Genomic DNA, 21592 nt, shown 5'->3' with positions numbered 1-21592 from the left:
CTGGTCAGTGCCTTCCGCTCTGGGAGATCCGCGGGGTGATCCGCATCGGGACCGGGTTCGACAGCTGGGGCGAGGCCGGCATCGGCGCGCTGCCGGGGTCCACGCTGTCCAACTCGTCGATGACGCCCTGATCGGCGTTCTGGTAGCCGTCGGCCATCGCCTTCAGGCCGTCGGCGATGCCCTTGAGCGCCTCGGGCAGGCCCTTGATGACGTCCAGGGTGTCCTTGCTGTACTTCAGGTAGCCCTTGTCGCCTTCGGCGAACTGCTTACCCGACTCGTCGTTGCCCCACGGGTTCTGGGACTCCAGCGCGGGCAGGTACGAGCTGAGCATGCTGTACAGCGAGCCGACCTGTTCGGAGACGGCGAGCATCGGCGACACCGCCGCCTGGTACTGCCCGGGGTCGACCTGGAAGCCCTGGCCGCTCCCGGACCCGCCCTGGCCGCCGGCCGCGGGCTTGGCTCCGGCCCGGTTGCCCGCCACCACGGTCCCCACCCTGTCCGCCGTGCGCCGGGGCTCCACCGGCGTCTCGGCCACCAACGGGTGCAACTGCTGTGCGGCGGCGACGGGTTCACCCTGGCGCAGCATCTTGTCCGCCATCAGGCGGGGCTCCATCGGCGTCGCCGCATCGGCCAGCGTGAACGGCTCCACCGGCGTCGCCGCATCGGCCGGCTGCAACGGCTGCAACGGCTCCACCGGCTGCGCAGCGGCCACCGGTTCACCTTGACGCAACACCCTGTCCGCCATCACCCGGGGCTCCACCGGCGTCGCCGCATCGGCCGGCGCGAACGGCTCCACCGGCGTCGCCGCCTCCGCCCGCTGGAACGCCTCGGGGGCGATCCGCGCCGACCGCGCCTGCTCGACCGGTTCGAACGGCTCGACGGGGGTCGCCATCTCGACCCGCTCGAACGGACGGAGCGGGGTGCCCGCCTCGGCCTGCTGGAACGGCTCGGGGGCGACCGCGCCCACCCGGGGCCGGGCGGGTTCCGCGGCTTCGGTGGCGGCGTACCAGGCCTGCTCGTCGTTGCTCATGGTGATCCTTCGTCAGTTCGGTTCGACGGCGGACGCGGTCAGTCCGTGGCGGGAGCGCCGGACGTGGCCAGGCGGGACAGCGCGGCGCGCAGGAACGGGCTGGGTACCTGGAAGCCGCCCTCCTCGCGGAGCGGGGCGCGCTGCGGCTTCTCGTCCGCACCCGCCGCAGCACCTGCCGCGGTGCCCGGCGAAGCGGCGGCCGGTACGTCCGCATGCCCTCGGCGGGCGGCGGCGCTGCGCGAACGCTCCAGGTAGCCGTCGTCCGCGCCGCCGCCGGGCGTCTCCGCCGGGGCCGCGGCGCTCTCCCGGCGGCTCGCCAGGTCGGCAGCCGGTGCGCTCGTGTCCGCTGCCCCGGCACCGCCGATCCCCGAACCGCCAGCCGCGGAGCCGTCCGCCGCATCCCCGGCACCTGCACCCGCACCCGCGTCCGTGCCCGGGCCCGTGCCGAGCAGGATGCCGGCCAGCTGGCTGAGGGCCTCCTGCTCGCTGGCGGGGCCGGCCGGTGCGACCGGCGTGGGCGCGGGCTCGGGGGTGATGAAGGTGCCGTCGGAGCGGGCGTCGTCCAGCCAGCGGCGGCGGGCGCGGTGCCAGTGGCGGTCGCGCTCGCCAACCTCGCCGGCCTGGCCGAGGATGCCGCTGTCGTGCAGCAACTCGTCCTCCTCCTCGCCCTCGGCGCCGAACCGGGTCGGGCTGAGGAAGCGGTTGCCCGCCTTGCCGTCCTTGCCCTTCCCGCTGCGGCCCGCGCCGCCCATGCCGGGCATGTGGCCGCCCGCAGCGCCGCCGGCGGCGCCGCCGCCTGCCGCGCCGCGACCGGCCGCGCCGCCCGAGGAGAGCCCGCTGGAGCCGACCCGGCCGGCCCCGGCCGCGCCGGACATCCCCTTGGCGGACGCCCCGCCGGCCGCGCCGAGTCCGGCTCCGCCGCCGGCCCGGGAGGCCAGCGAGCTGCTGCCGAGGCCGCTGCCGCCGCGCAGCGCCGAGCCGCCACCGGCCCCGCCGACGCTGCCGACCTTGCCGCGCATCGCGGAGCCGCCGGCGCCACTCGCGCCGCCGCGCGCGGTCGAACCGCCGGAGCCGCTGAACGGGCTGCTGGTGGTGCCCTTGAACGGGGTCAGGCTGCGAGTCTGGGGGCCGCCCGAACTTCCGGTGAAGTTGCCGACGTTGGGGAGCCCGGGGAAGCTTCCGAGGGAGCTGCTGCCGGGGCCGCCGCTGCTCAGGCCGGGGCTGGGCGTGCCGCCGAGCGGCGAGTAGTGGCTGCTGGAGACCGAGGGCGTGCTGCCGAGGCTGCCGAGGTCGCCAAGACCGGCCAGGTTCAGCGGGCCCGCGCCGGAGCCGCCGCTGAGCGGGTGGAACACCGGTGCCCCGCTGCCCGAGCTGCCCGAACCGAAGTCGGGCATGTTCGGGGTGGGCATCTTGAACGGCGCCAGGGCGGGGCCGCCACCGGAGCCGCCGGAGCTTCCGCCGCCGCCGAACTGGTCCGCGCCGCCCACCGACCCGACCCCGCCGACGCCGCCGAACTGCCCTGCACCGCCCGCCGATCCGGCCCCACCGGCCGCGCCGGCCCCGCCGAACTGCCCCACGTCGCCGATGCCGCCGAACCCGGCCGCGCCGCCCGCGGCTCCGGCCGCGGCGAGGTGCGCGGCCGCCGCGTTGGGGGCGTCCGGCAGCGAGAACGGGGTGGGGGCGCCCGCCGCGCCGGGGGTGTTGCCCGCCCCGCCCGCGCCGAAGATCCCCTCCGGGTTGTTGCCGCGGGCGCGCGCGGCCGCCTCGGCGGCGTCCGCCCCACCGGCTCCGCCCACTCCGGCCGCCCCGCCCGAACCGCCGGACGCGCTCTGCCCGTTGAGGGAGCAGGTCTTCGCCATGCCGCTCATGTCGGCGATGTGGGTGGCGTTCTTCCGCAGCAGGCCGTCCACGTGGGTGCCGACCTGGCCGACGTACTGGTGGTAGAGGGCTGCGGCCTGCTTGATGCCCTCGGAGTTGGCGATGTCGTCGTGCTTGCCCGCCGGGTTCTGCTCCATGTACGTCTTGACGTACTGGAGTTCACGGACCATCTCGTTCTTGGTGTCGGTCACCGCACCGGTCGCGCCGTGCAGCGCGTTGGCGACCGACTGCCCGGACTGGAGAGTGGTCGCGACGTGCGATTCGTCGCCGCCGGCGAACTTCTGCAGGTACTGCTGGAAGCTGTCGGCGGCGGGACCGGACATGCTGGCCATGGCCCGCTGGGCGGCCTCGGTGATCGCCCGCACGTTGGTGTCCGCGACCTGGTTCCACTTGTCCCAGGCGGCGGCGAGTTCACCGAGGAGTTCCTCGTTGGCGTCCGGGAAGGCGATGTCCTTCCCGTTCTCGTTCTTCTGGACGGTCTTCAGTACTTCGGCGAGGTCGGCAGGCAGCTCGATCATGGCGGGAGTCTCTCCGGTGTGACGATCGTGGTCGGAGCGGGGACGGGTGAGCGTCCCGGGTGACGGTTCGGCGGTGCAGCGGGGCGACGGGAAAGCCGGACGCCGCCGCGCCGGACGAACAAGTCGCTTGACAGGACGGTCAGATGACCTGTCGCATGCCGGGGCCGCCACCGCCGCGGATCGGGTCCGGGATGTCCTTGTGGTGGTTGTAGTCGAGCTTGGGCGCTTCCACGCTCTGGTAGCCGTCGTCCGTGTTGGTGTTGCCGATCGACGCGACCGGGGTCGGCGGCGGCGGGGTCACCGGGTCGGCGGCCGGCACGCGGTTCTCGCTCGACAGCGGGGCGGTCACCTCGACCGGGCCGCCGGGCACCCGCGGAGCGGCCGGCATGTCCCCGTGGGTGGAGATCTTGCCGATCTCGCCGCCCTGGAGTTCGTCGTTGGCCCGGTGCCGGGCAGCCATGGTCTGGAGGTTCTGCCCGACGGCGGTGGCGTTCTTCATCAACTCGCGGATGCCCTCGAGGACTTGCTGCTGGTGCTTGTCCAGGCCACCGACCGCGGACCCGCCGCCCTTGAGGGCCTTTCCGACCAGGTCGGTGCCGTACACCGAGCCCTCGACCTGCTTGACCACGGCCTCCAAGTGGTTGGCCGGGCCCTCCAGTTCAGCCAGCAGGCTCATGATCTTCTTGGCTGCCGTCTCGACCTCGTCCAGGTCGAGCCACACCGTCTCGTCTGCCATCGTCCACCCCTCCAGGTCACCGCCCCCGGGCGGCCGGACACCCGTCGGGCCCGCCCACCGGCCGGGCACGCCGCAGCGCCCGCACCGGATTCAGGGCAGGCCAGGGCACCCGAGGCTGCCGCACCCGCTCAATTGTCAGGTAACTTTACTAGGCACTCGGGGGCGTCCGGCCAAGCACGTCCGCCGAGGTGACAGGACGTCACCTCGGTACGAGCTTTACAGAACGACAGACCGGGACATCAGTCCCGAAGGTATGCAGTTGGTAAATTCCTGGTGTGAATCACTCGCCTGGTAGCCGGATGGGGCGCTTCGCGCCGAGACAGTCGTGAATGTCCGGTGATGATTGGGCAGTTTTTGACTAAAAGCGGAAGCGGCCGGCCCTCATTGTGCTGAGGCCCGGCCGCCGTGGGCGGTGACATCCACCCCCACCGGTGGTCACCGCCCGGCTTGCTGCTCCTGGTACGCCTCGATCACCGCGTCGATCGGGATCGACGGCCAGGTGCTGAGCTCACCGGTCGCCCGGTCCACCACGCCGGTGGAGTCCCCGAGATCGGCCGGCGGCCGAACCGCCCCGGTCACCGGGTCGACCTCCAGCGGCGCGGGCGCGGCCCACACCACCCAACCGAGATCGAACTCGCGGAACCTGACCTCACGTCCGGCCCCCTCCGGGGCGCCTTCGTTCAGCCATGCCTGGGCCTTCGTGAGGGCCTGCTCCTGGGTGATCATGCCGTTCCTCCTGTGGTGCGATGTGCCGCGCCGAGCGCGGACAGGGCTGTGACGGTCGCGGTGACATCGACCGAATCAGGCAGTTGCTGCCCGGCGGGGCTGCGGTGCCGGAGCGTCAGCTCCCGGCTGCGGTCGGCCCGGGCGACGACCAGCACCTCCCAGCCGTCCTCCGCGGCGGGCTGGGCGGTCAGCCGGACCGTGACCCGGACCGGCCTCGTCCCGGGCCGCAGGAAGGTCCGGTCGACGATCTCGGCGATCCGGCCCTCCGGGTCCGCCTCGTCGAGATCGAACTCCCGGTAGAGGATCGGAAGTTCGACGCCTTCCCCCTCGACGGTCAGGGCCAGTCGGCCGAGCGCCGGCACCCCGTGCCGCCGCAGCGGGCGGGTGGCCTCGGCGGCCAGCGCCATCCCGGCCGCCAGCAGTTCGCTCGCCGGGCCGGTGTCGACCCACCCGTCCCGGTGCACCTCACGCGGCAACGGCTCGGGCTCCGACCAGTGTCCACCGACCCCGACCCGGGCCGGGGCGTACCCCTCGACCAGGCGGGCCAGCCCCTCCTCGGGCGTCGCCCCGAGGTACCACCAGTCGCTCCGGCCCTGCCGGAACAGGCGCCCCCGCCCGTCGACGGCGAGCACACCGTCACCGGTCCGCCCGACCGGGAACACCGACACGCCCAGCCTCCGAGCGAGCGCGGAAGCCGCCGTACGGCTGCCGCGCGCCGTCTCCGAGTCGATCACGGCACTGTGCGCCGCGACCTCCACGCCCAGGCCGACCTGGGGGATCGTCAGGTCGCCGTAGTCCCGGAGGAAACGCTGCGCCGTCTCGGACGGTTCCACCAGGGCGTCATCGTCGATGACCGCGACGACCGTCATCAGCAGTCGCCGGTCCGCCTCCGCAGTGGGTCGGCGGCCCTCGGTCCAGCCGGCCTCGACCAGGGCCTCACGCAGCCCCGCAGTGAAATGGATGTCCGTCATCGCTCGTCCCCCTCGACCAGCTGCTGGACACCGAGCTCGGCCAGCAGGGCCGCGCAGGAACGGCAGGGCGGCACCGGCCGGCCGTGCTCCGCGTCGTCGTCCGGCCGGACCGCGATGCTGCGGATCCAGCTCTCGGCGAAGTGCGGGCGGGCCTCGTCCAGCGTCAACTCCGCCCCGTCACCGCGCTCCTCGTCCAGCCGGCTCAGCACGTCGGAGATCAGACCGCTCTCCGCACACCGGGCGGCGAACGGCTCGCGCTGGTACGGCGGCAGCCCGCCCAGGAACTCCCGCACCGCCGGGTGCAGTTCCGGCTCGTCCTCGCCCACCGAGTTGGACTGGGTGTAGACCGTCCGCCCGACGAGCAGCGTCGACACCGTGTGCGGCACCTCGGCCTCCTCGACCGGCCGGAACCGGTCCAGCACGGCGTACGGGTTGAGGCCGAGGAACTCGACACCGTCGTCACTCAGGAAGAAGTAGCTGCCGCCACCCGAGACCACCAGCTGCCCCGGCCCGTCCACCTCGGTCCCGACCGGAACCACCGGATCGCCCAACCCCTCTGCCAGTTCAGCCAGTTCGGCATCAGCGACCGGCGCGGGCGGCACCGTCCGCAGCGCCCCACCGGACGCCGTCGGCAGCGTCAGGTCACCGAACCGCCCGAGGAAGGACAGCGCCTCCCGCACGGCTGCGGACTCCTCCCCCTCCGACCCGTCGTCCGCCGGGCCGCGCATCCAGCCGGCAAGCAACTCACGAGCCCGCTCGCCGATGTCACGCGAGGGCGACCAGCCGCAGCCGGCCAGCCACGCCATCGTCGCGTCGGGGTCGGGGGATTGAGGCATGAGCGTTCTGCACTCTCTTTTCGGACGGCCGGTCGGCCGCAGTCTCGACAGTAGATACTACCCGGAATTCGACACAACGTCAGGAATGCCGGATGTTGGCCCGCAGGGTCAATCCGTGAACTGGAAGACCTTCATGCCGAAGAATTCCACCACCGGGGCACAGTTGGGACAGGGGGCCTTGTATTTACCGTATTTACTCACCGCCTCAAACCCCGAACCATCCTGCGTCTTCCGAACTCCGGTTTCCAGGGGACGGATGAATGCCTTCCCGAGGATCTCCTTCGACTTCTCCAGAGCCTTGCGCACCTCTCGGGGGTTGCCCATGTCAACCCCCGTGAATCCACCGTGCACCTGCTCCAGCACCTTCGTCATCACGTTCGGCTCGGCACACTTGCAACGAGTTAGCTCGGAACCGGCGGGGTAGCTGTTCCAGCCCATCTCATCCTTGATTTCCGCGTACCTTTCGTCCCCCTTTTTGGCATAGGCGAATTCGATGATCGGGTCGACATCGGCAGGCGTGTGATCATTCGGCACCCCCTTCGTGCTGCTCGCAGTGGCGACGATCAAATGCTGCGTGCCGTCCTTTTCTCCGACGTACACCGCGGTGGCCACGCAGCCGGGAAGTTCCGTCTTCATCTCGTACTGCCCACGTTTCCACTCGGCCTTCTCCTTCTTCACCCTCCTGTTCTCCGCTGGGAGCTTCTCCTTGAGGGAGGCCGCCATGGAATCTCCGGACTTGATCGCCTCCGTGAAGGCCTCGTCGAGGCTGGCGTTCGTCATCTCCTTCGGCGGGAAAACGTAGTACCTGCCCTTTCCGCGTCCGGCATCTACGAAGTCGGGTTTGGGGCTGGGCGCGCTCGGACTCTGGCCCGACCCGGGGCCATCTCCCCCCTCAGCGGCCGGCCACGTCCGGTCGTCGACACGCTGCTGGCCGTCACCGCCCGCGTGCCCCTCCCCCTCGCCTTCGTGCTGCGTTCCCCCCCACGCCTGCTCCCGCTCCCGCCAAACGGACTCCTCCGGGTTCCTCTTGTAGGGGCCGCCCTCCTCCAACTTGGCCTGTTCGGCATGCCATTCGTTCAGCAGCTTCCGACGGCCGGCCAGCTCCTTCAGCCGGGCCTCCGACGGGTTTTCCTGCTCGTCAGCCGATTCCTCCTTGGTCAGCCGTCCATGCTTGTCGACAAGCCACTCGCTCTTGTCGAGCCACCTCTGCCACCGGTTCAAGGGGGCCTGGCGATTCCCGTTGATCTCCTTCTGCTCGTCCTCGATCTCCTTCAAATCGCTCTTCAACTTGAGGCGACGCTTGTCCAGATCCTGCTGCTGCTCGTTCAGGGACTGGCGCTTCCCCTCGAGCTCCTCGATCGCCGCCGAATCGCTGTTCGGATCCTGCTGCGGGCGGTCCAGGGAGCGGCGGTTCCCATCGAGCTCCTTCTGCTCGACCTCGATCGCTGCCAAATCGCGCTCCGACTTGCGACGGCTCTCGTCCAGCTCTCGCTGCCGGCGATCGACGGCGCTCTGCTCACGGTCCAGCCGCTGCTGGTCCACGATCAACTTCTCGCGCCGAATGTCCAGTTCGCTCTTGATATGCGAATTCCGCCGCTCCTCCGGGGACTTACGATCATTTTCGAGAGCGCTCTGGCCAGGAGCGATCCGCTCGCCGTCCAGCTGCTTCCGGTCCTCCGGTGACTTCTCACGCCGAGAGTCCGGTGCGCTCTTGGCCTGCTCATACTGATCCTGCTCGTGGAGCTCGCGCTCCCTGTCGAGCTTCGCCTGGTTGGCTTCGTGCCTCTGCCATTTGCCCTTGAGGCCCTCGTGGTCGGGTTCGAGCCTCTTCTGGGCGGCGGCGAGCCCGCGTTCGGCTTCTTTGAGTTCACTCTTGGCTTTCTCGAAGTTCGCCGAGTCGGCTCGGAATTTCTTCCTGGCAGCAGTGGTTTTGGCGTTCTTCGCGGCGTGCTCCAGTCGATAGCCTTCGCCGTCCAGCTCCTCCCGTGTGCGCTCCAAGCGCCTCCGCGTGAGGTACAGCCCCTCCCGCCGGTCATTCAGCTTCTGCTGCTTGCGATCGACTTCGCCCTGTTCATCGTTCAACTTCCGATGATTATCGTCCAGCTCTCGCTGCTTTTTGATCAGCTCTCGCTGCTTGTCGATCAGCGTTTTGCTCTCATCATCGTTCTGGGCCCGGGCCGGATCATTCTGCTGCGCCGGAGCGATCCGTTCGCCTTGCTCGACCAGGGCCTCGTGCCGGGAGATTCGCTTCTGTTGCTCGGCCAGCCGCTTCTGCTGGTTGTCCAGGCGCCTCTGCTCCGCGTCCAGGAGATTCTGCTGCGCGTCCAGGTGATTCTGTTCAGCGTTCGACTGCCGCCGGTTCGACTCGTAGCGCTTCTCGGCCAGCGTCCACTGCTCGTCGACCAACCTGTTCTGCCGCGCGGCCAGATCGTCCTGTTGCCTACTCACGCGCAGCCGCTCGGCAAGCCGTTCCATCGTCCGTACCGATGGGTTCGGCTTTGCTTGTTCGTTCGCGAGCCATTTCTGCCAATCGGACCGGTCGTCCTTGCGCTTCGCCGCTTCCTTTCGGGCCGCCTCGGCCCGCTTGGCCTCGTCGATGGCGTCCTTCTTCGACTTGCCGATACCGCTGGTGTTGGCCCGGTCCGACGGGTTTTCGGCCTTGACAGCCGGCTTCGAGTTGCCTGTGCCGCCGGTGCCTGCCGGCTCCGACGGGGCGGGGTGGTCGGCGGTCGAGCGGCCGGCGGGCTGCTCGGTGGGATGGACGGGCGCGCGGTCGGGGGTGAGCGGGATCGCGAAGAGGCCGCCCTCGCCCGCGTACAGCGGCTTGTCACTGACCCGGCCCAACTGCGGGTCGCTGTAGACGATCTGACCCTCGTGGTTCATCGCGTGCCAGGTGTGGCTGCGGTTGTCGCCGTCACGGCTGGTGATCACGGCCTGCGAGCCGTGACCGCTGTCCAGCAGGGTCTGCGCCAGCTTCTCGTGCGCGGCCTGCCCCGTACCCAGGTGCTCGAACTTCCCGCCGAGCACCTGCTCGGCCCGGTCGCGGCCGCCCTTCTCGCCCAGCCCGTTGCCCTCCAGGCGCGGCGCGGCCACCGTCGGGCGGCCGTCGACCGTGTCGACCATCGCGAGCGCGGCGTCCAGACAGTTGTTCTTCTGGTTCGCCGTGTGCGGCTCGCCACCGTTCATCTTCTTCAGCCAGTCACCGACCCGCGGGTCCGGGTGTCGCTGCGGCGAACCGTCCTCGTTCTTCGGAACCGCGTCGTGAAGCTCCCGCTGCTCGTGCTCGGACGGCGGCTTCAGCCCACCCTCGACACCGAACGGACGCCCGTCCGACGCCGGCTGACGCGGACCGTCCTGGTGCTCCGCCGACTCGTGGGCGCGCGAGGGCTGTTCGTGCACCTCCGGGCTCGGCGTGTGCTCGGACCCCAGGTGTGGCGTCTCCGCGCCGGCGTGCATCTCGCCGATCCCGCCCGGTGCCGCCGGAGCGGCGTGGTGCTGCACCGGGTTCCCGACCGGCGAGTGGTGTTCGGGGAGGGGATAGGAGTGGACCCGGTGGTTGTCGGGTGCCGTGGCGCTCGTCGCCGGGCCCGGCTCGCCGTGCGGCTGGGCCGGTCCGTTGATCAGGTGGACGGCCGGCAGACCCAGCAGATCCGCCGTGCCGGGAATCCTTCCAATACCGGCCGAGGTCCTGGAGTGCAGGTGGTCGCCTCCGAGCACGGCCAGGTACTTGCCGCCGCGGTTGGGGGCATCCGCGGTGATCAAATCATGAGCGTACGTGTTCATCAGGCGGAGTCGCTCGGGAGAGCCGCCGTCCGCAGCGTCCTCCCGGGCCGGATAGCCGTCCACACCGCGGACCCTGATGCCCTGGTCCTTCGCTGCCGCCAGCATGCCGCGCAGGTCCGCGTTGTTGCCCTCGTCGTACCTCTTGAGCATGGTCTCCAGGTTGTGGGGCATGGCTGCCCCGGGCGGCGAGGCCAGGTAGTTGTCCAGGTCGTGCTGGAAGGACTCGTCGCGGACGGCCTCGAGGTAGATGGTGTCGACACCGCTGGCGCGCAGTTGCGCCATGTTCCGCTGGAGGAAGTTCCAGGCCGGGGAGTCGCGATGGATCTCACCGATCACGACTCCGGGGAAACCGGGGTGCCCGTTGTTGCCGTTGAGCAGGTGGTCCACGCCCTGCCACGCGGAGTCGTGGGCGCCGAGTTGCTCCGCGATCCGGTCGCGGTCGATCCACACGCCCTGTTCGGAGTTCTGCTCCGCGAGGGCCTTCAACAGGTTCCGGCGTTCCTGCTCCTGCTCGCGGTTCTGCCGGGACCGGTAGTCGTTCGAGGCGGCCTGTTCGAGCAACTCAATGCCCGAGGGAGCGTGCAGGTAGTCGCCGGTCAGACGCTGAAGCGGCTCCTGGAGATTGTAGGTGACCCTCGGTTCGATGAGATTCATCGTTTTCGGGTCGAGGTAGGACTTGAAGACACCGTCCTTGACCTTGACGTTCGGCTTCCCGTTCGCCGTCCTGCCCAGTGATTCGGATGGGCCGGGCTGGCTGTTCCGCTCCTCGCGGATCACATCGTGGAGCTTCTCCACCACGCGACCGGTGGCTCCGGGGTAGATCTTGCTCGCCAGTGACTTTCCGGTGCGCTCGAAGCGGTTGTTCGACGGCGGATAGACGATCGACGGCGCTTCCGGGGCCTGGTGGAGCAGTTTTCGCCCCTCAGGGGTGAGCCCGTGCTCCGTGATCAGCGACGGCCCCCCGCCCAGCCCGGCCGGCTCCGGGTCCGGGCGCAGGGGCCCCGACGGCGTGGAATCGGTGTGCGTGGTCGGGGCCTTGTCGCCGGTGCCCGCCGGCGATTCGGGCGGCGTCGGCGTACCCGGCCGGGTGCCCGGCGGGGTGTCGAATGGCGTCTCGAACGGGTTCTGGTTCGACTCCTCCTGATGCCACGTCTGCTGCTGCGGCGTTTCCTGGCTCGGCGCGGTGTCCTGGTGGGACGGGACGTGCGGGGGCGCAGGCGGTGCGGGAGGCGGCGGGGGCGCGCCGTGGTTCGACACCGGGGGTGCGGGCGGCGGCGGAGGCGGGCCGTTGTGCGTCGACTGGGCGGGCGGGGGCGTGGGAGTGGTGCTGCTGCTCGACGCGGAGTCGACCGGCGGAGCTTCTGCGGCCTTGGCCGCGTGCGCCTCCAGGAAGGCCTTGGCAAAGTTCTGCCTGGCCTTCGCGTCGTCGGCGTAGCGCCCCGAGCCGAGTTCCTGTTCGATGCTGTGGAAGAGCTGCTTCTCGTTGGGAGAGCCGCCCTGCACAAGGTGCTCGACGGCCCTCCAGTAGTCCTCCGGCGGGACCCGGAACTTCTTGAAGCTCGGGTCCGCCGCCCGGAGGGCGTCCTTGGCAGCGTCGGCCGCCTTGGTGGAGAGGCCGCCCTGTCCGTCGGCCGGCACGTACTCCTTGCGGAGGTTGCCGCCCTCCCCGACGAACTTCGACTCGTTGGTGAAGATGTTGTGGTACTCGATCAGCGCGGGATTGGTCGTCGACTTGTCGATACCGAAGCCGTCCAGGACCTGCTTGTGGTGGCCCAGTTCGTGCTGGATCACGTGCTCCTGGTTGAACCCGCCCACCGCGGTCGACTGGTTGACGACCAGGATTCCGGGGCGCCCGTCCTTCGGGCCGATGTAGGCACCCTCGCCCATACCGCGGACGAAGCCGGTGGCCGAGCTGTGGTCGCCCGTCCGGCCGCCGTCGATGTCTCCCAGGGTGAGGTCGAGTGTCCCCTGCCCGAGGTGTTCCTTGCCGATGACACCGCTCGCGTAGTCCCGCAGCGGGGTGGAGACGGTGGCGCCCTCCGGCACGAACACCATGACCGGGAGCTGGTCGTGCGGAATGCCCAGCGTGCGGCCGTACTCCGTCATCCGCTCGGGAGTGGGAATGTGTGGCTCGGTGAGTTCCGGCATCCCGTCGATGGCACCGGGCGAGTCGTCCGGCCGGTGTTCCTCGGGGTTCGGGGAGGTGTCGGAGTCCTGCTTGGGCTCGGTCTCGACCGGGCGGTCGCCGGCGCCCTGATGGCCGTCGGGGTGCTCGGTGGGATGGACGGGCGCGCGGTCGGGGGTGAGCGGGATGGCGAACAGGCCGCCCTCGCCCGCGTACAGCGGCTTGTCACTGACCCGGCCCAACTGCGGGTCGCTGTAGACGATCTGACCCTCGTGGTTCATCGCGTGCCAGGTGTGGCTGCGGTTGTCGCCGTCACGGCTGGTGATCACGGCCTGCGAGCCGTGGCCGCTCTCGCGCAGCATCTCCGCCAGCTTGGCGTGGCCGTCCGGGCCCGCGCCCAGGTGCTCGAACCTCGCGCCCAGCACCTGCTCGGCGCGGTCGCGGCCACCCTTCTCACCCAGACCGTTGCCCTCCAGGCGCGGCGCGGCCACCGTCGGGCGGCCGTCGACCGTGTCGACCATCGCGAGCGCGGCGTCCAGACAGTTGTTCTTCTGGTTCGCCGTGTGCGGCTCGCCACCGTTCATCTTCTTCAGCCAGTCACCGACCCGCGGGTCCGGGTGCCGCTGCGGCGAACCGTCCGCGTTCTTCGGAACCGCGTCGTGAAGCTCCCGCTGCTCGTGCTCGGACGGCGGCTTCAACCCACCCTCGACACCGAACGGACGCCCGTCCGACGCCGACTGACGCGGACCGTCACCACCGTCATGCTCCATCAACTCCCGCTCGTGCGAAAGCTGCTCCTCATGCGAAGGCTGCTGCTCGTGCGAGGGCTGCTGCTCGTGCGTCACATGCTCGCCCAGGCCGGCCGGGTCCTCCGGTGTCTGGATGTGCGACGTGCTGCCGTGCTCGTCCCCGAACGGGTTCGGCAGCTCCGAGGCGGGGCTGTTGTGGCCCGACGAGACGGCGTGGCCGTCCCCGAACGGGTTCGACGCCTCGGAGGACGGGGTGCTGTGGCCCGACGAAACGGCCTGGTCGTCCCCGAACGGGTTCTGCGCCTCGGGCGTGGGGTGGCTGCTCGACGAACTCGCGTGATCGTTCCCGAACGGGTTCTCTCCCGACGGCCCGGCCGTGGGGTGACTGCTCGGCGGAACGGGCGCTGCGGCCGGGGCGTGCTGCTGGGAGTGCGGCGGCGGGACCGGCGGCGCAGCGCCGGCATGCTGCTGCATGAACGGCGGCGGAACGGGCGGCGCAGCCGGAGCATGCTGCTGAGTGAACGGCGGCGGCACCGGCGGCGCAGCCGGAGCGTGCTGCTGCACGAACGGCGGCGGTACGGGCGGCGCAGCCGGAGCGTGCTGCTGCATGGGCGGCGGCGGGACCGGCGGCGCGGCCGGAGCGTGCTGCTGGGCGGGCGGTGCGGTCTCCGGTGCGGGCGCGGCGTGCTGCTGGGTCGGCGGTGCGGTCTCCGGCCCGGGTCCGGCGGCCTCCGCGGCGGCGTGTGTCCGCGCGTGCGCGAGCAGGTACGCCTTCGCGAAGTTCTGCTGGACCTTGGGGTGGTTGGAGTACGGCCTCGTCCCGACCGCCTCCACGATGCCGTCGTACAGCCGTTGCTCGTTCGGGGTCTTCGGCAGCTCCGCGACCTTGTTCCAGTACCGGCCGGGCGGGAAGAAGGCGTCCTCCGGCATGCCGAGCGCCTGCTTGACCGCCTTCGCCTCGCCGTCCAGGAGGCCGCCCTGCCCGTCCGACTTCTGGTAGGTCAGGCGAGGCTTCTTACCCGGGCCCTCCTCGAAGAACTTCACCTCGTTGGTGAGCATGTTGTGGTACTCGATCAACGCAAGGTTGTTGCGCGTCACGTCGAGGTCGAGGCCGTCCAGCGACTGCTTGTGGTGCCCCAGTTCGTGCTGAATCACGTGGTTCTGCTCGAACGAGTCCTCCCCCGTGTTCATCCGCTGGTTGACCACCAGCACGTCCGGGGCTCCGTCCGCGCCCTTGACGTACGCTCCGCCCGCCTTGCCGGAGATCACCTTGGCGGCCGCGGTGGTGTCACCGGGCTCGTTCCCGTTGATGTGACCGAGGGACAGGTTGCCGCCCTCCTCCGACAGATGGCCGACGATGCCGTTTCCGTACTCGTGGAACGGCGTGGAGGCGGTGGCGTTGTCCGGCACGAACACCATGACCGGGAGCTGGTCCTCCGGAATCCCCAGCCGCCTGCCGATCTCCTGCATCTCTTCGAGGGTGGGGATGTGCCGCTCGTTCCGCAGGCCCTCGTACGGCGACGGGTCGTTGTACGTCTGACCGGCCGGCGCATCGTCCGGCCGCGGCTCCTCGGTGCTGGGTGACGTGTCGGACTCGGGCCGGTTGGTGGGATCCGTCTCGGGCTTCGGCTCGGTCTCGGGCTTCGGCGTCGCCTCGTTCTTCGGGGACGTCTCCGGCTTCGGCTCGGTCTCCGGCTTCGGGGCGGCCTCGGGCTTCGGGGACGTCTCGGGCCTCGGAGCGGCCTCGGGCTTCGGGGACGTCTCGGGACGGGCGCCGGACTGGTGGTTGTCGTTGCCCGCAGCGGAGTTGGGGCGGTCGGTGGGGTGCAGCGCACCGCCGTCCGGCTTGACGGGGACGGCGAACAGGCCGCCCTCGCCCGCGTACAGCGGCTTGTCGCTGGTGCGACCCATCTGCGGGTCCACGTAGACGATCTTGCCGTCCTGGTTGACCGCGTTCCAGGCGTGCGAACGGCCTTCGCCGTCGGTGCTGATGATCAGCGCCTGCGAACCGTGGCCGCTCTCCAGCAGGGTCTGCTGGAGCTTGTCGTGACCGCCCGCGCCCGCGCCCTGGTGCTCGAACCGGCCGCCGAGTGCCTGCTCGATCCGGTCGCGGCCGCCCTTCTCGCCCGCGCCGTTGCTCTCCACTCGCGGTGCCGCCCCGGTGGGGTGGCCGTTGTAGGTGTCGCGGAAGGACAGCGCGGCGTCCGCGCAGTTGTTGTTGCGGCCCGGCTCCCGGAAGCCGTCGCCGTTGAGCTGCTTGACCCAGTCGCCTTCCAGGGGGTTGGGGTGGACCTTCGGCTTGCCGTTCTCGTCGCGCGGGACGGCGTCCTCGATCCGCTGCTGGTCGTGGGCGCTGGGCTCCTTCAGACCGCCGGGCTTGTCGATCGGACGCTTGTCCGACGCGGGCGGACGCGACTCGCCCTCGTGCTCGGTGACCGGGCGGTCGTGCGACGTCGGCCCGTTGTTCTCGGTGGGCTTCGCCGTCGGCCCGTTGTTCTCGGTGGGCTTCGACGCCGGCGCGTGCTGCTGCTCCGGCGTGACGTGCGGCTCGGGGCGGGTGCCACGGCCGCCACCGGGGCGAATCGTGCTGCCACCCTGCGGGGCGCCGTCGGCGTGGGCCGGCCTGGGCGTAGCGGCGGACGAGGTTGACGGGGTGTCGGGTCGGACACCGCCGCCACTGTGGCTGCCGCCACCGACCGGCCCGGGCGTGAACCCGCCACCGCCCATCGGCGGGACGGCACCCTGGTTCGGGCTCTGGGTACCGGTGTTCGCCCCGGTGTCGCCGACGCCGTCGGGCATGCCGTGGCCCGGGACGGTCGCCCCGTCCGGACGCGGCAGGGTCGCACTGCGGGCACCGTCGAGGTGCGTGCCACCACTGCCACTGCCGCCACCACTGCCGTGGCCGGACGACGACGAGGCACCCGCGAGGTGCGCCGCGCCACCGAGAACGCCGGACAGGTTGGGCACCGGCCCCGCACCGGACGACGGACGCGAGGCGCTGTCGTCACCCGACGGCTGGACGGAGTCCCGGTCGCCTGCCGAACTCTCGCGCCCGGAGGGCGAGTTGTCGCGCCCGGAAGGCGAGTTTTCGTGGACGGACGGCGGGTTGTCGCGGACGGGCGTGCTCGCCGTGTCGCTGTGCGCAGGCCGGCTCGACTCCTGGCCCGCCAGCGACTCGTGCGCCGCCGGACGCGACGGGGTCTGCTCGGAGAGCGGCTCGTGCGACGGACGAACCGCCTCGGCAGGCTCGCGGACCGGCGCGCCGGCCTCCCGTGCGTCGGGACGGACGGTCTGCCCCTCCGACTCGCCCCGGCCCGACTGCTCGTGCGCAGGGCGCGACGGGGTCTGCTCGGAGAGCGGCTCGTGCGACGGACGAACCGCCTCCGTCTGCTCGTGCGCGGGACGCGACGGCGTCTGCTCCGTCAGCGGCTCCCGCATCGGCCGCGTGGCCTCGGCCTGCTCGCGGTTCCCGCCACTGGACGACTGCTCGTGGGACGGCGAGGTCTGCTCGTGCGCAGGACGCGACGGCGTCTGCTCCGTCAGCGGCTCGTGCGACGGACGAACCGCCTCGGCCTGCTCGTGGTTCCCGCCACCGGACGACTGCTCGTGGGACGGCGAGGTCTGCTCGTGACCCCGGCCACCGCCGGTCGCCTCCGCGTACGACGGCGGCGGAGCCTGCTCGTGACCCCGGCCACCACCGGTCGCCTCCGCGTACGACGGCGGCGCGTCGCCGCTGCTGCGGCCGGAGCCGAACGGGGACAGGTTGCCGACCTTGGAATCTCCCGAACCCGACTTCCCGCCGCCCGAGTTGGAGCTGCCGGCGTCGAATCCGTCGGAACGCGACTTGCCGCCGCCGGAGTTGGACCCGCCGGTGTCGAAGCCGTCCGAACGCGAGGCGCTGCCGCCCGAGTTGGAGCCGCTGCTGCTCTCGCCGGACGGGCCGTGGTAGGAGCTGCCGCTGTCCCCCGACGAGGTGTCGGGCTTGGTGAACTTCGGCGGGCCGTCCTGTCGCCCGCCCTGGCCGGACCCGACCGGGTCGGGGATGTGACTCGGGGCGTCGCCGGGCTTGGGGGCGGGCGGGTGTGCGCCGGCGGCGCCCTGCGCCATGTGGCTGAGGCCCGCGCCCGCGCCGCCGGAGAGGCCGGAGCCGAGCAGGGAGGAGGTGTCCACCTTGCCGGTGGTGATGTACTGGGTGGCGGCGTCCGCGCCGACGCCGGTGGCCGCGCCGATGGCCATCTTGCCGCCGGCCGAGTTCGCGACGTGGCCCAGGCCCATCTTGGCGGCCGCGCCGCCCAGGCCCGCGCCGATCAGGTGTCCGGCGGCGCCGCCGATCGCGCCGCCCTTGGCGTTCTCGCCGACTTCCTTCCAGTCGATGCTCTTGCGGTGGCCCTCGGCGAGTTCGATGCCCTGCGCCATCAGGTTGATCGCGGCCATCTGGGCGGCCTGCTTGGCCGCCATCTTGACCATGTCCTTGAGCAGCGTCTTCAGCGTCGTCTGGACGAACGCCCGCGCCGCCGCGATGAACCCGGGCACCTGGGCCATCGAGGCACCCGCAGTGGGAATCGCCTCGGCCTCCGCCGTCGCCAACTCGAAGGCCAGGATGCCGAGCTGGGCGACGATCTGGATCTTCGCCGTCTCGGCCGAGTTGGCCACCTGCTCCAGCATGTCGCCCATGCCGTCGAGCGCGTTGATGGTCATGGTCAGGCGGCCCTGGTCGTCCTTGGTGCCCTTGCCCACGGTGTAGGTGGCCCAGTACGCGGTCAGCGCATCGGCGGCTTCGCCCTGCTGGCCGTCCACGGCGCGCTTGATCGCCGCATCCACGCCCTGACCCGCGTCCCGCAGCGTCTCAGCCGCCTTGCGGCAGTGGTCGGCCATGTCGCGGAGCTGGTCCTCGTCGGCTTCCGGCCAGCGGCAGCCGGCGAGCAGCAGGAGCACCCACTGGAGGGGCTCCGGGAGTTCGACAGCCATGGGTCAGTGCCTTCCGTTGGGGCGGGTCATGCTGGGGGTCATCGGGACGTGCACGGGGCGGGTGGGCGCGGTCGGCGGGGCACCGGGCGCGCTCGGTCGACCGTCGCCGTCCATGCCGTTGAACGCGGCGGTCGTTTCCTCCTCGGCGCCCTCGTAGTTCGCGGCCATCTGCTTCAGACGGTCCGCGATGTCCGCGATCTCCCCGGACAGCGACTTGAGCGTCTTCAGGGTGCTCGCGCTGTACTGCGAGTAGCCGTTCTCACCCTCGGCGAACTGTTTGCCGGACTCGTCCTTGCCCCAAGGGACTTGAGCCTCCATCGGCGGGAGGTAGGCCATCATCGACGCCGACAGCGAGGCGATCTGCTCCGAGGCGCCGAGCACCGGCGAGACCGCCGCCTTGTACTTCTCGGGGCTGACGGCGAACCCCGTCCCGGCGCCACCCGAACCCGAACCCGAACCCGAGCCCGAGCCCGAACCGCCGCCGGCCGCGGTGCCGTTGGCCGCTCCGGCCCGCTGCCCCGCCTCGGTCGACTGCCGCGGCACGCCGTCCTCGATCGGCGTCCCCTTCGACTTCAACGCCGACTCGGTCCCGTCGGGCGAACTGAGCGGCTGACCGGGCGTCGCCGGCACACCGTCCTCGATCGGCGTCCCCTGCGACTTCAGCCGCCCCATCTCGGCGGGCATCGCGGGAATCGTGTCCCCGAGCGGCATGCCCTCCGATGCCTTCAGCCGCGCAGTCTCCATCGGCATCGCCGGAATCGTGTCGCCCAGCGGCATGCCCTCCGACGTCTTCAGCCGCGCGGTCTCCATCGGCATCGCCGGAATCGTGTCCCCGAGCGGCATGCCCTCCGACGTCTTCAGCCGCGCAGTCTCCATCGGTTCCCCGACGGCCGTCCCGACCCGGTACGCGGGCATCTCGTCCGCTGGGAGCCACCCGGCCCGCGCCGCCTCCGAGATCGGCGCACGCTCCTCGATCCGCTGGGCAGGCATCACGTCCGGCTCGAACCGCCCGAACTGCGCCTCCGAGATCGGTGAACGCTCCTCGATTCGCTGAGCGGGCATCACGTCCGGCTCGAACCGCCCGAACTGCGCCTCCGTGAACGGCGCACGCTCCTCCACCCGCTGGGCGGGCATCACATCCGGCTCCATCCACCCCACCCGCGCGGGTTCGCCGAACATCGGCGCCTCCACGCCGATCCGCTCGCCTTGCGGTATGCGCACGGTGTGCGCGGGTTCGATGTCGGGATCGATCGCGAACCAGGGCACGTCGTTGCTCATGGATGTTCCTTAGTGAGTGCGGAGGGGGCGGGTGTGGTCAGTCCGCAGCGGGCACGGCGAGGCGGGTGAGCGCGGCGCGCAGGAAGGGGCTGGGGACCTGGTAGCCGCCCTCCTCCCGGATCGGGGACGGCTTCAGGCCGCCGGCCGGAGCCGCCGCGGCGGCCGCCGTCGTCGGCGCGGCCGCCGTCTCCGCGACCTCGCCGTGGCCGCGCCGGGCGGCGACGCTGCGCGACCGCTCCAGGTAGTCGCCGTCCGCACTCGCCTTGGACTCGCCCGAGGTGGTCTCGGCCGCGACGCTCTCCTGACGCGGCGTCACCGACTCCCCGGTGGCAGCGACCGCTGCCGTCTCCGTGCTGCCGGCCGCCGTCTCGGCGCCCTCGCCGGGGGCGGGTGCGCCGAGCACGGCGCTGGCGAGCTGGTTGAGCAGGGCCTGCTCGCTCGCGGGGGCTGCGGCTGCCGCCTCGGCCTCCACCACGGGCTCGGCCTCGGGCGCGGTGAGGACGCCCTCGGCGCGGGCGTCGTCCAGCCAACGGCGGCGGGCCCGCTGCCAGTTGCGGTCGCGCGGGTCGACCTCGCCGGCCTGGCCGAGGATGCCGCTGTCGTGCAGCAGCGCGGTCTCCTCCTCGCCGCCCTCCGCGCCGAAGCGGGTGGGGCCGAGGAACCGGTTGGCGCCCTTCTTCTCGCCCTTGCCGCCGCCGCGTCCGCCGCCCATGCCGCCGCCGTGGCCCCCGCCCGCGCCACCCGCACCCGCCGCACCGCGGGCACCCGCACCACGGGCACCCGCACCGGCCGCTCCGCCGCCGCGCGCGCCGCCACCGGCGCCCGCGCCGGCCAGCGCGCCGCCGGCCCGGCCCATCGCGCCCATCGCGTTGCCGAAGGAGCTCGCGCTCATCCCGCCGGCGCCGCCGAACGCCCCGCCGCCACCGCCGAGTCCGCCCGCTCCGCCGCCGAACGCGGAGAGCCCCGCGCCTCCTCCGCCGACGCCGCCGAGTCCGGCGCCGCCGAAGCCCAGGCCTGCGCCGCCGGAGCCCAGGTCGCCGAGGCCGGCCAGGTTGAGCGAGCCCTTCGGGCTGACCGGGAGGGGGGTGAACACCGGCGGGTTGCCGCTGCCGGAGGTCAGGTCGGGGATGTGGCTGACGGGCGGCGTGAACGGCTTCAGGATGCTCGGTGTCTTGGGCGCGGCGTGGCTGCCCGCACCGCCCCCCGCACCGCCGCCGGCGCCTCCACCGGCACCGCCGCCCGCACCGCCGCCGGCCCCGTCCCCCACACCGTCACCGCCGCCGCCGAGGCCGTCCGCGCCGCCCGGCAGGCCGCCCGCGCCGTCGATCCCGAGGCCCGATCCGCCGCCGGCCCCCGCACCGCCGCCTCCGCCGCCGCCACCGCCGTTGAGGGTGCAGGTCTTGCCGATGCCGTTCATGTCGGCGATCTGGTTGGCGTTGTTGCGCAGGATGCTGTCGACCTGCGAGCTGACGCCGCCCACGTACTGGTGGTAGAGGCTGGCGGCCTGCTTGATGCCGGCCGAGTTGGCGATGTCGTCCTTCTTGCCCGCCGGGTTCTGCGCCATGTAGGTCTTGGCGTAGTCGAGTTCCCGGATGATCTCGTTCTTGGTGTCGATCATCGCCTGGTGCGCGCCGTGCAGACCGTTCGCGATGTCGGTGCCGGCCTTGACGGTGGTGGCGACGTGCGAGGCGTCTCCGCCGGCGAACTTCTGCAGGTACTGCTGGAAGCTGTCGGCGGCCTGGCCGGACATGCAGGACATGGCGCGCTGGGCGGCCTGGGCGATCCCGCGGATGTGGGTGTCCGCGATCTGGTTCCACTTGTCCCAGGCGACGGCGAGGTCGCCGATCAGGTCCTCGTTGCCGTCGGGGAACGAGATGTCTGAGCCGTTCTCGTTCTTCCGCACGGTCTTGAGTACATCGGCGAGGTCGGCCGGCAGCTCGATCATGGCGGGGAAGCTCTCTGGGAATGGGGGGTGCGGCGGCTGACACCGGATC

General features: G+C 71.6%; 11 protein-coding genes. 2 read left to right on the top strand and 9 right to left on the bottom strand.

Going from position 1 to position 21592, the window contains the following annotated elements; genetic code table 11:
• Positions 1 to 4 precede the first annotated feature (4 nt).
• The 7 genes from ACIQF6_RS02050 to ACIQF6_RS02020 all read right to left on the bottom strand — a co-directional run bounded on the left by ACIQF6_RS02050 (position 5) and on the right by ACIQF6_RS02020 (position 16790).
• Entirely contained in the window at positions 5 to 1030 is a 1026-nt protein-coding gene (locus tag ACIQF6_RS02050; RefSeq protein ID WP_400888945.1) for a hypothetical protein, read from the bottom strand.
• Positions 1031 to 1068: 38 nt separating this feature from the next.
• Positions 1069 to 3426: a hypothetical protein gene (locus tag ACIQF6_RS02045; protein ID WP_400888942.1), complete on the bottom strand. Its 2358-nt coding sequence runs from the start codon at positions 3424 to 3426 to the stop codon at positions 1069 to 1071.
• 139 nt (positions 3427 to 3565) lie between these two features.
• Complete coding sequence (locus tag ACIQF6_RS02040; protein ID WP_400888939.1) at positions 3566 to 4162, bottom strand: hypothetical protein; 597 nt, start codon at positions 4160 to 4162, stop codon at positions 3566 to 3568.
• Between the two features lie 435 nt (positions 4163 to 4597).
• Entirely contained in the window at positions 4598 to 4888 is a 291-nt protein-coding gene (locus tag ACIQF6_RS02035) for a hypothetical protein (RefSeq protein ID WP_400888936.1), read from the bottom strand.
• Complete coding sequence (locus ACIQF6_RS02030; RefSeq protein ID WP_400888933.1) at positions 4885 to 5859, bottom strand: SUKH-3 domain-containing protein; 975 nt, start codon at positions 5857 to 5859, stop codon at positions 4885 to 4887. The genes ACIQF6_RS02035 and ACIQF6_RS02030 overlap by 4 nt, the downstream gene beginning before the upstream one ends.
• A complete protein-coding gene (locus ACIQF6_RS02025) occupies positions 5856 to 6695 on the bottom strand; it encodes a YwqJ-related putative deaminase (RefSeq protein ID WP_400888930.1) in 840 nt (279 codons plus the stop codon). The genes ACIQF6_RS02030 and ACIQF6_RS02025 overlap by 4 nt, the downstream gene beginning before the upstream one ends.
• A 108-nt stretch (positions 6696 to 6803) precedes the next feature.
• Positions 6804 to 16790: a toxin glutamine deamidase domain-containing protein gene (locus ACIQF6_RS02020; protein ID WP_400888928.1), complete on the bottom strand. Its 9987-nt coding sequence runs from the start codon at positions 16788 to 16790 to the stop codon at positions 6804 to 6806.
• A gap of 334 nt (positions 16791 to 17124) precedes the next feature.
• On the opposite strand from ACIQF6_RS02020, the gene ACIQF6_RS02015 reads away from it, so the two are divergent.
• Both ACIQF6_RS02015 and ACIQF6_RS02010 read left to right on the top strand, forming a co-directional pair.
• On the top strand, positions 17125 to 17301 hold the full coding sequence (locus ACIQF6_RS02015; RefSeq protein ID WP_400888925.1) for a hypothetical protein: 177 nt from the start codon (positions 17125 to 17127) through the stop codon (positions 17299 to 17301).
• A gap of 213 nt (positions 17302 to 17514) precedes the next feature.
• The gene (locus ACIQF6_RS02010) at positions 17515 to 18096 is read left to right on the top strand and encodes a hypothetical protein (RefSeq protein ID WP_400888922.1); all 582 of its coding nucleotides are present in this window, start codon (positions 17515 to 17517) and stop codon (positions 18094 to 18096) included.
• A 227-nt stretch (positions 18097 to 18323) separates the two neighbouring features.
• Here ACIQF6_RS02010 and ACIQF6_RS02005 read toward each other — a convergent pair whose 3' ends face one another.
• Together ACIQF6_RS02005 and ACIQF6_RS02000 are read right to left on the bottom strand one after the other, a co-directional pair.
• Positions 18324 to 19598 (bottom strand): WXG100 family type VII secretion target, encoded by a 1275-nt coding sequence (locus ACIQF6_RS02005; RefSeq protein ID WP_400888919.1) that lies wholly within the window; start codon positions 19596 to 19598, stop codon positions 18324 to 18326.
• 37 nt (positions 19599 to 19635) lie between these two features.
• Positions 19636 to 21543, bottom strand: a complete 1908-nt coding sequence (locus ACIQF6_RS02000; RefSeq protein WP_400888916.1) for a hypothetical protein — start codon at positions 21541 to 21543, stop codon at positions 19636 to 19638.
• Positions 21544 to 21592: the final 49 nt, after the last annotated feature.

It is taken from the genome of Kitasatospora sp. NPDC092948 (assembly GCF_044754805.1).
Lineage (GTDB): Bacteria > Actinomycetota > Actinomycetes > Streptomycetales > Streptomycetaceae > Kitasatospora.
This window is presented reverse-complemented; position numbering and strand designations above follow the sequence as displayed.

Excerpts from the sequence above, each read along its gene's own strand:
- ACIQF6_RS02050 (WP_400888945.1), bottom strand. The coding sequence starts at position 1,030 with ATGAGCAACGACGAGCAGGCCTGGTACGCCGCCACCGAAGCCGCGGAA.
- ACIQF6_RS02045 (WP_400888942.1), bottom strand. The coding sequence starts at position 3,426 with ATGATCGAGCTGCCTGCCGACCTCGCCGAAGTACTGAAGACCGTCCAG.
- ACIQF6_RS02040 (WP_400888939.1), bottom strand. The coding sequence starts at position 4,162 with ATGGCAGACGAGACGGTGTGGCTCGACCTGGACGAGGTCGAGACGGCA.
- ACIQF6_RS02035 (WP_400888936.1), bottom strand. The coding sequence starts at position 4,888 with ATGATCACCCAGGAGCAGGCCCTCACGAAGGCCCAGGCATGGCTGAAC.
- ACIQF6_RS02030 (WP_400888933.1), bottom strand. The coding sequence starts at position 5,859 with ATGACGGACATCCATTTCACTGCGGGGCTGCGTGAGGCCCTGGTCGAG.
- ACIQF6_RS02025 (WP_400888930.1), bottom strand. The coding sequence starts at position 6,695 with ATGCCTCAATCCCCCGACCCCGACGCGACGATGGCGTGGCTGGCCGGC.
- ACIQF6_RS02020 (WP_400888928.1), bottom strand. The coding sequence starts at position 16,790 with ATGCGGGAGCCGCTGACGGAGCAGACGCCGTCGCGTCCCGCGCACGAG.
- ACIQF6_RS02005 (WP_400888919.1), bottom strand. The coding sequence starts at position 19,598 with ATGAGCAACGACGTGCCCTGGTTCGCGATCGATCCCGACATCGAACCC.
- ACIQF6_RS02000 (WP_400888916.1), bottom strand. The coding sequence starts at position 21,543 with ATGATCGAGCTGCCGGCCGACCTCGCCGATGTACTCAAGACCGTGCGG.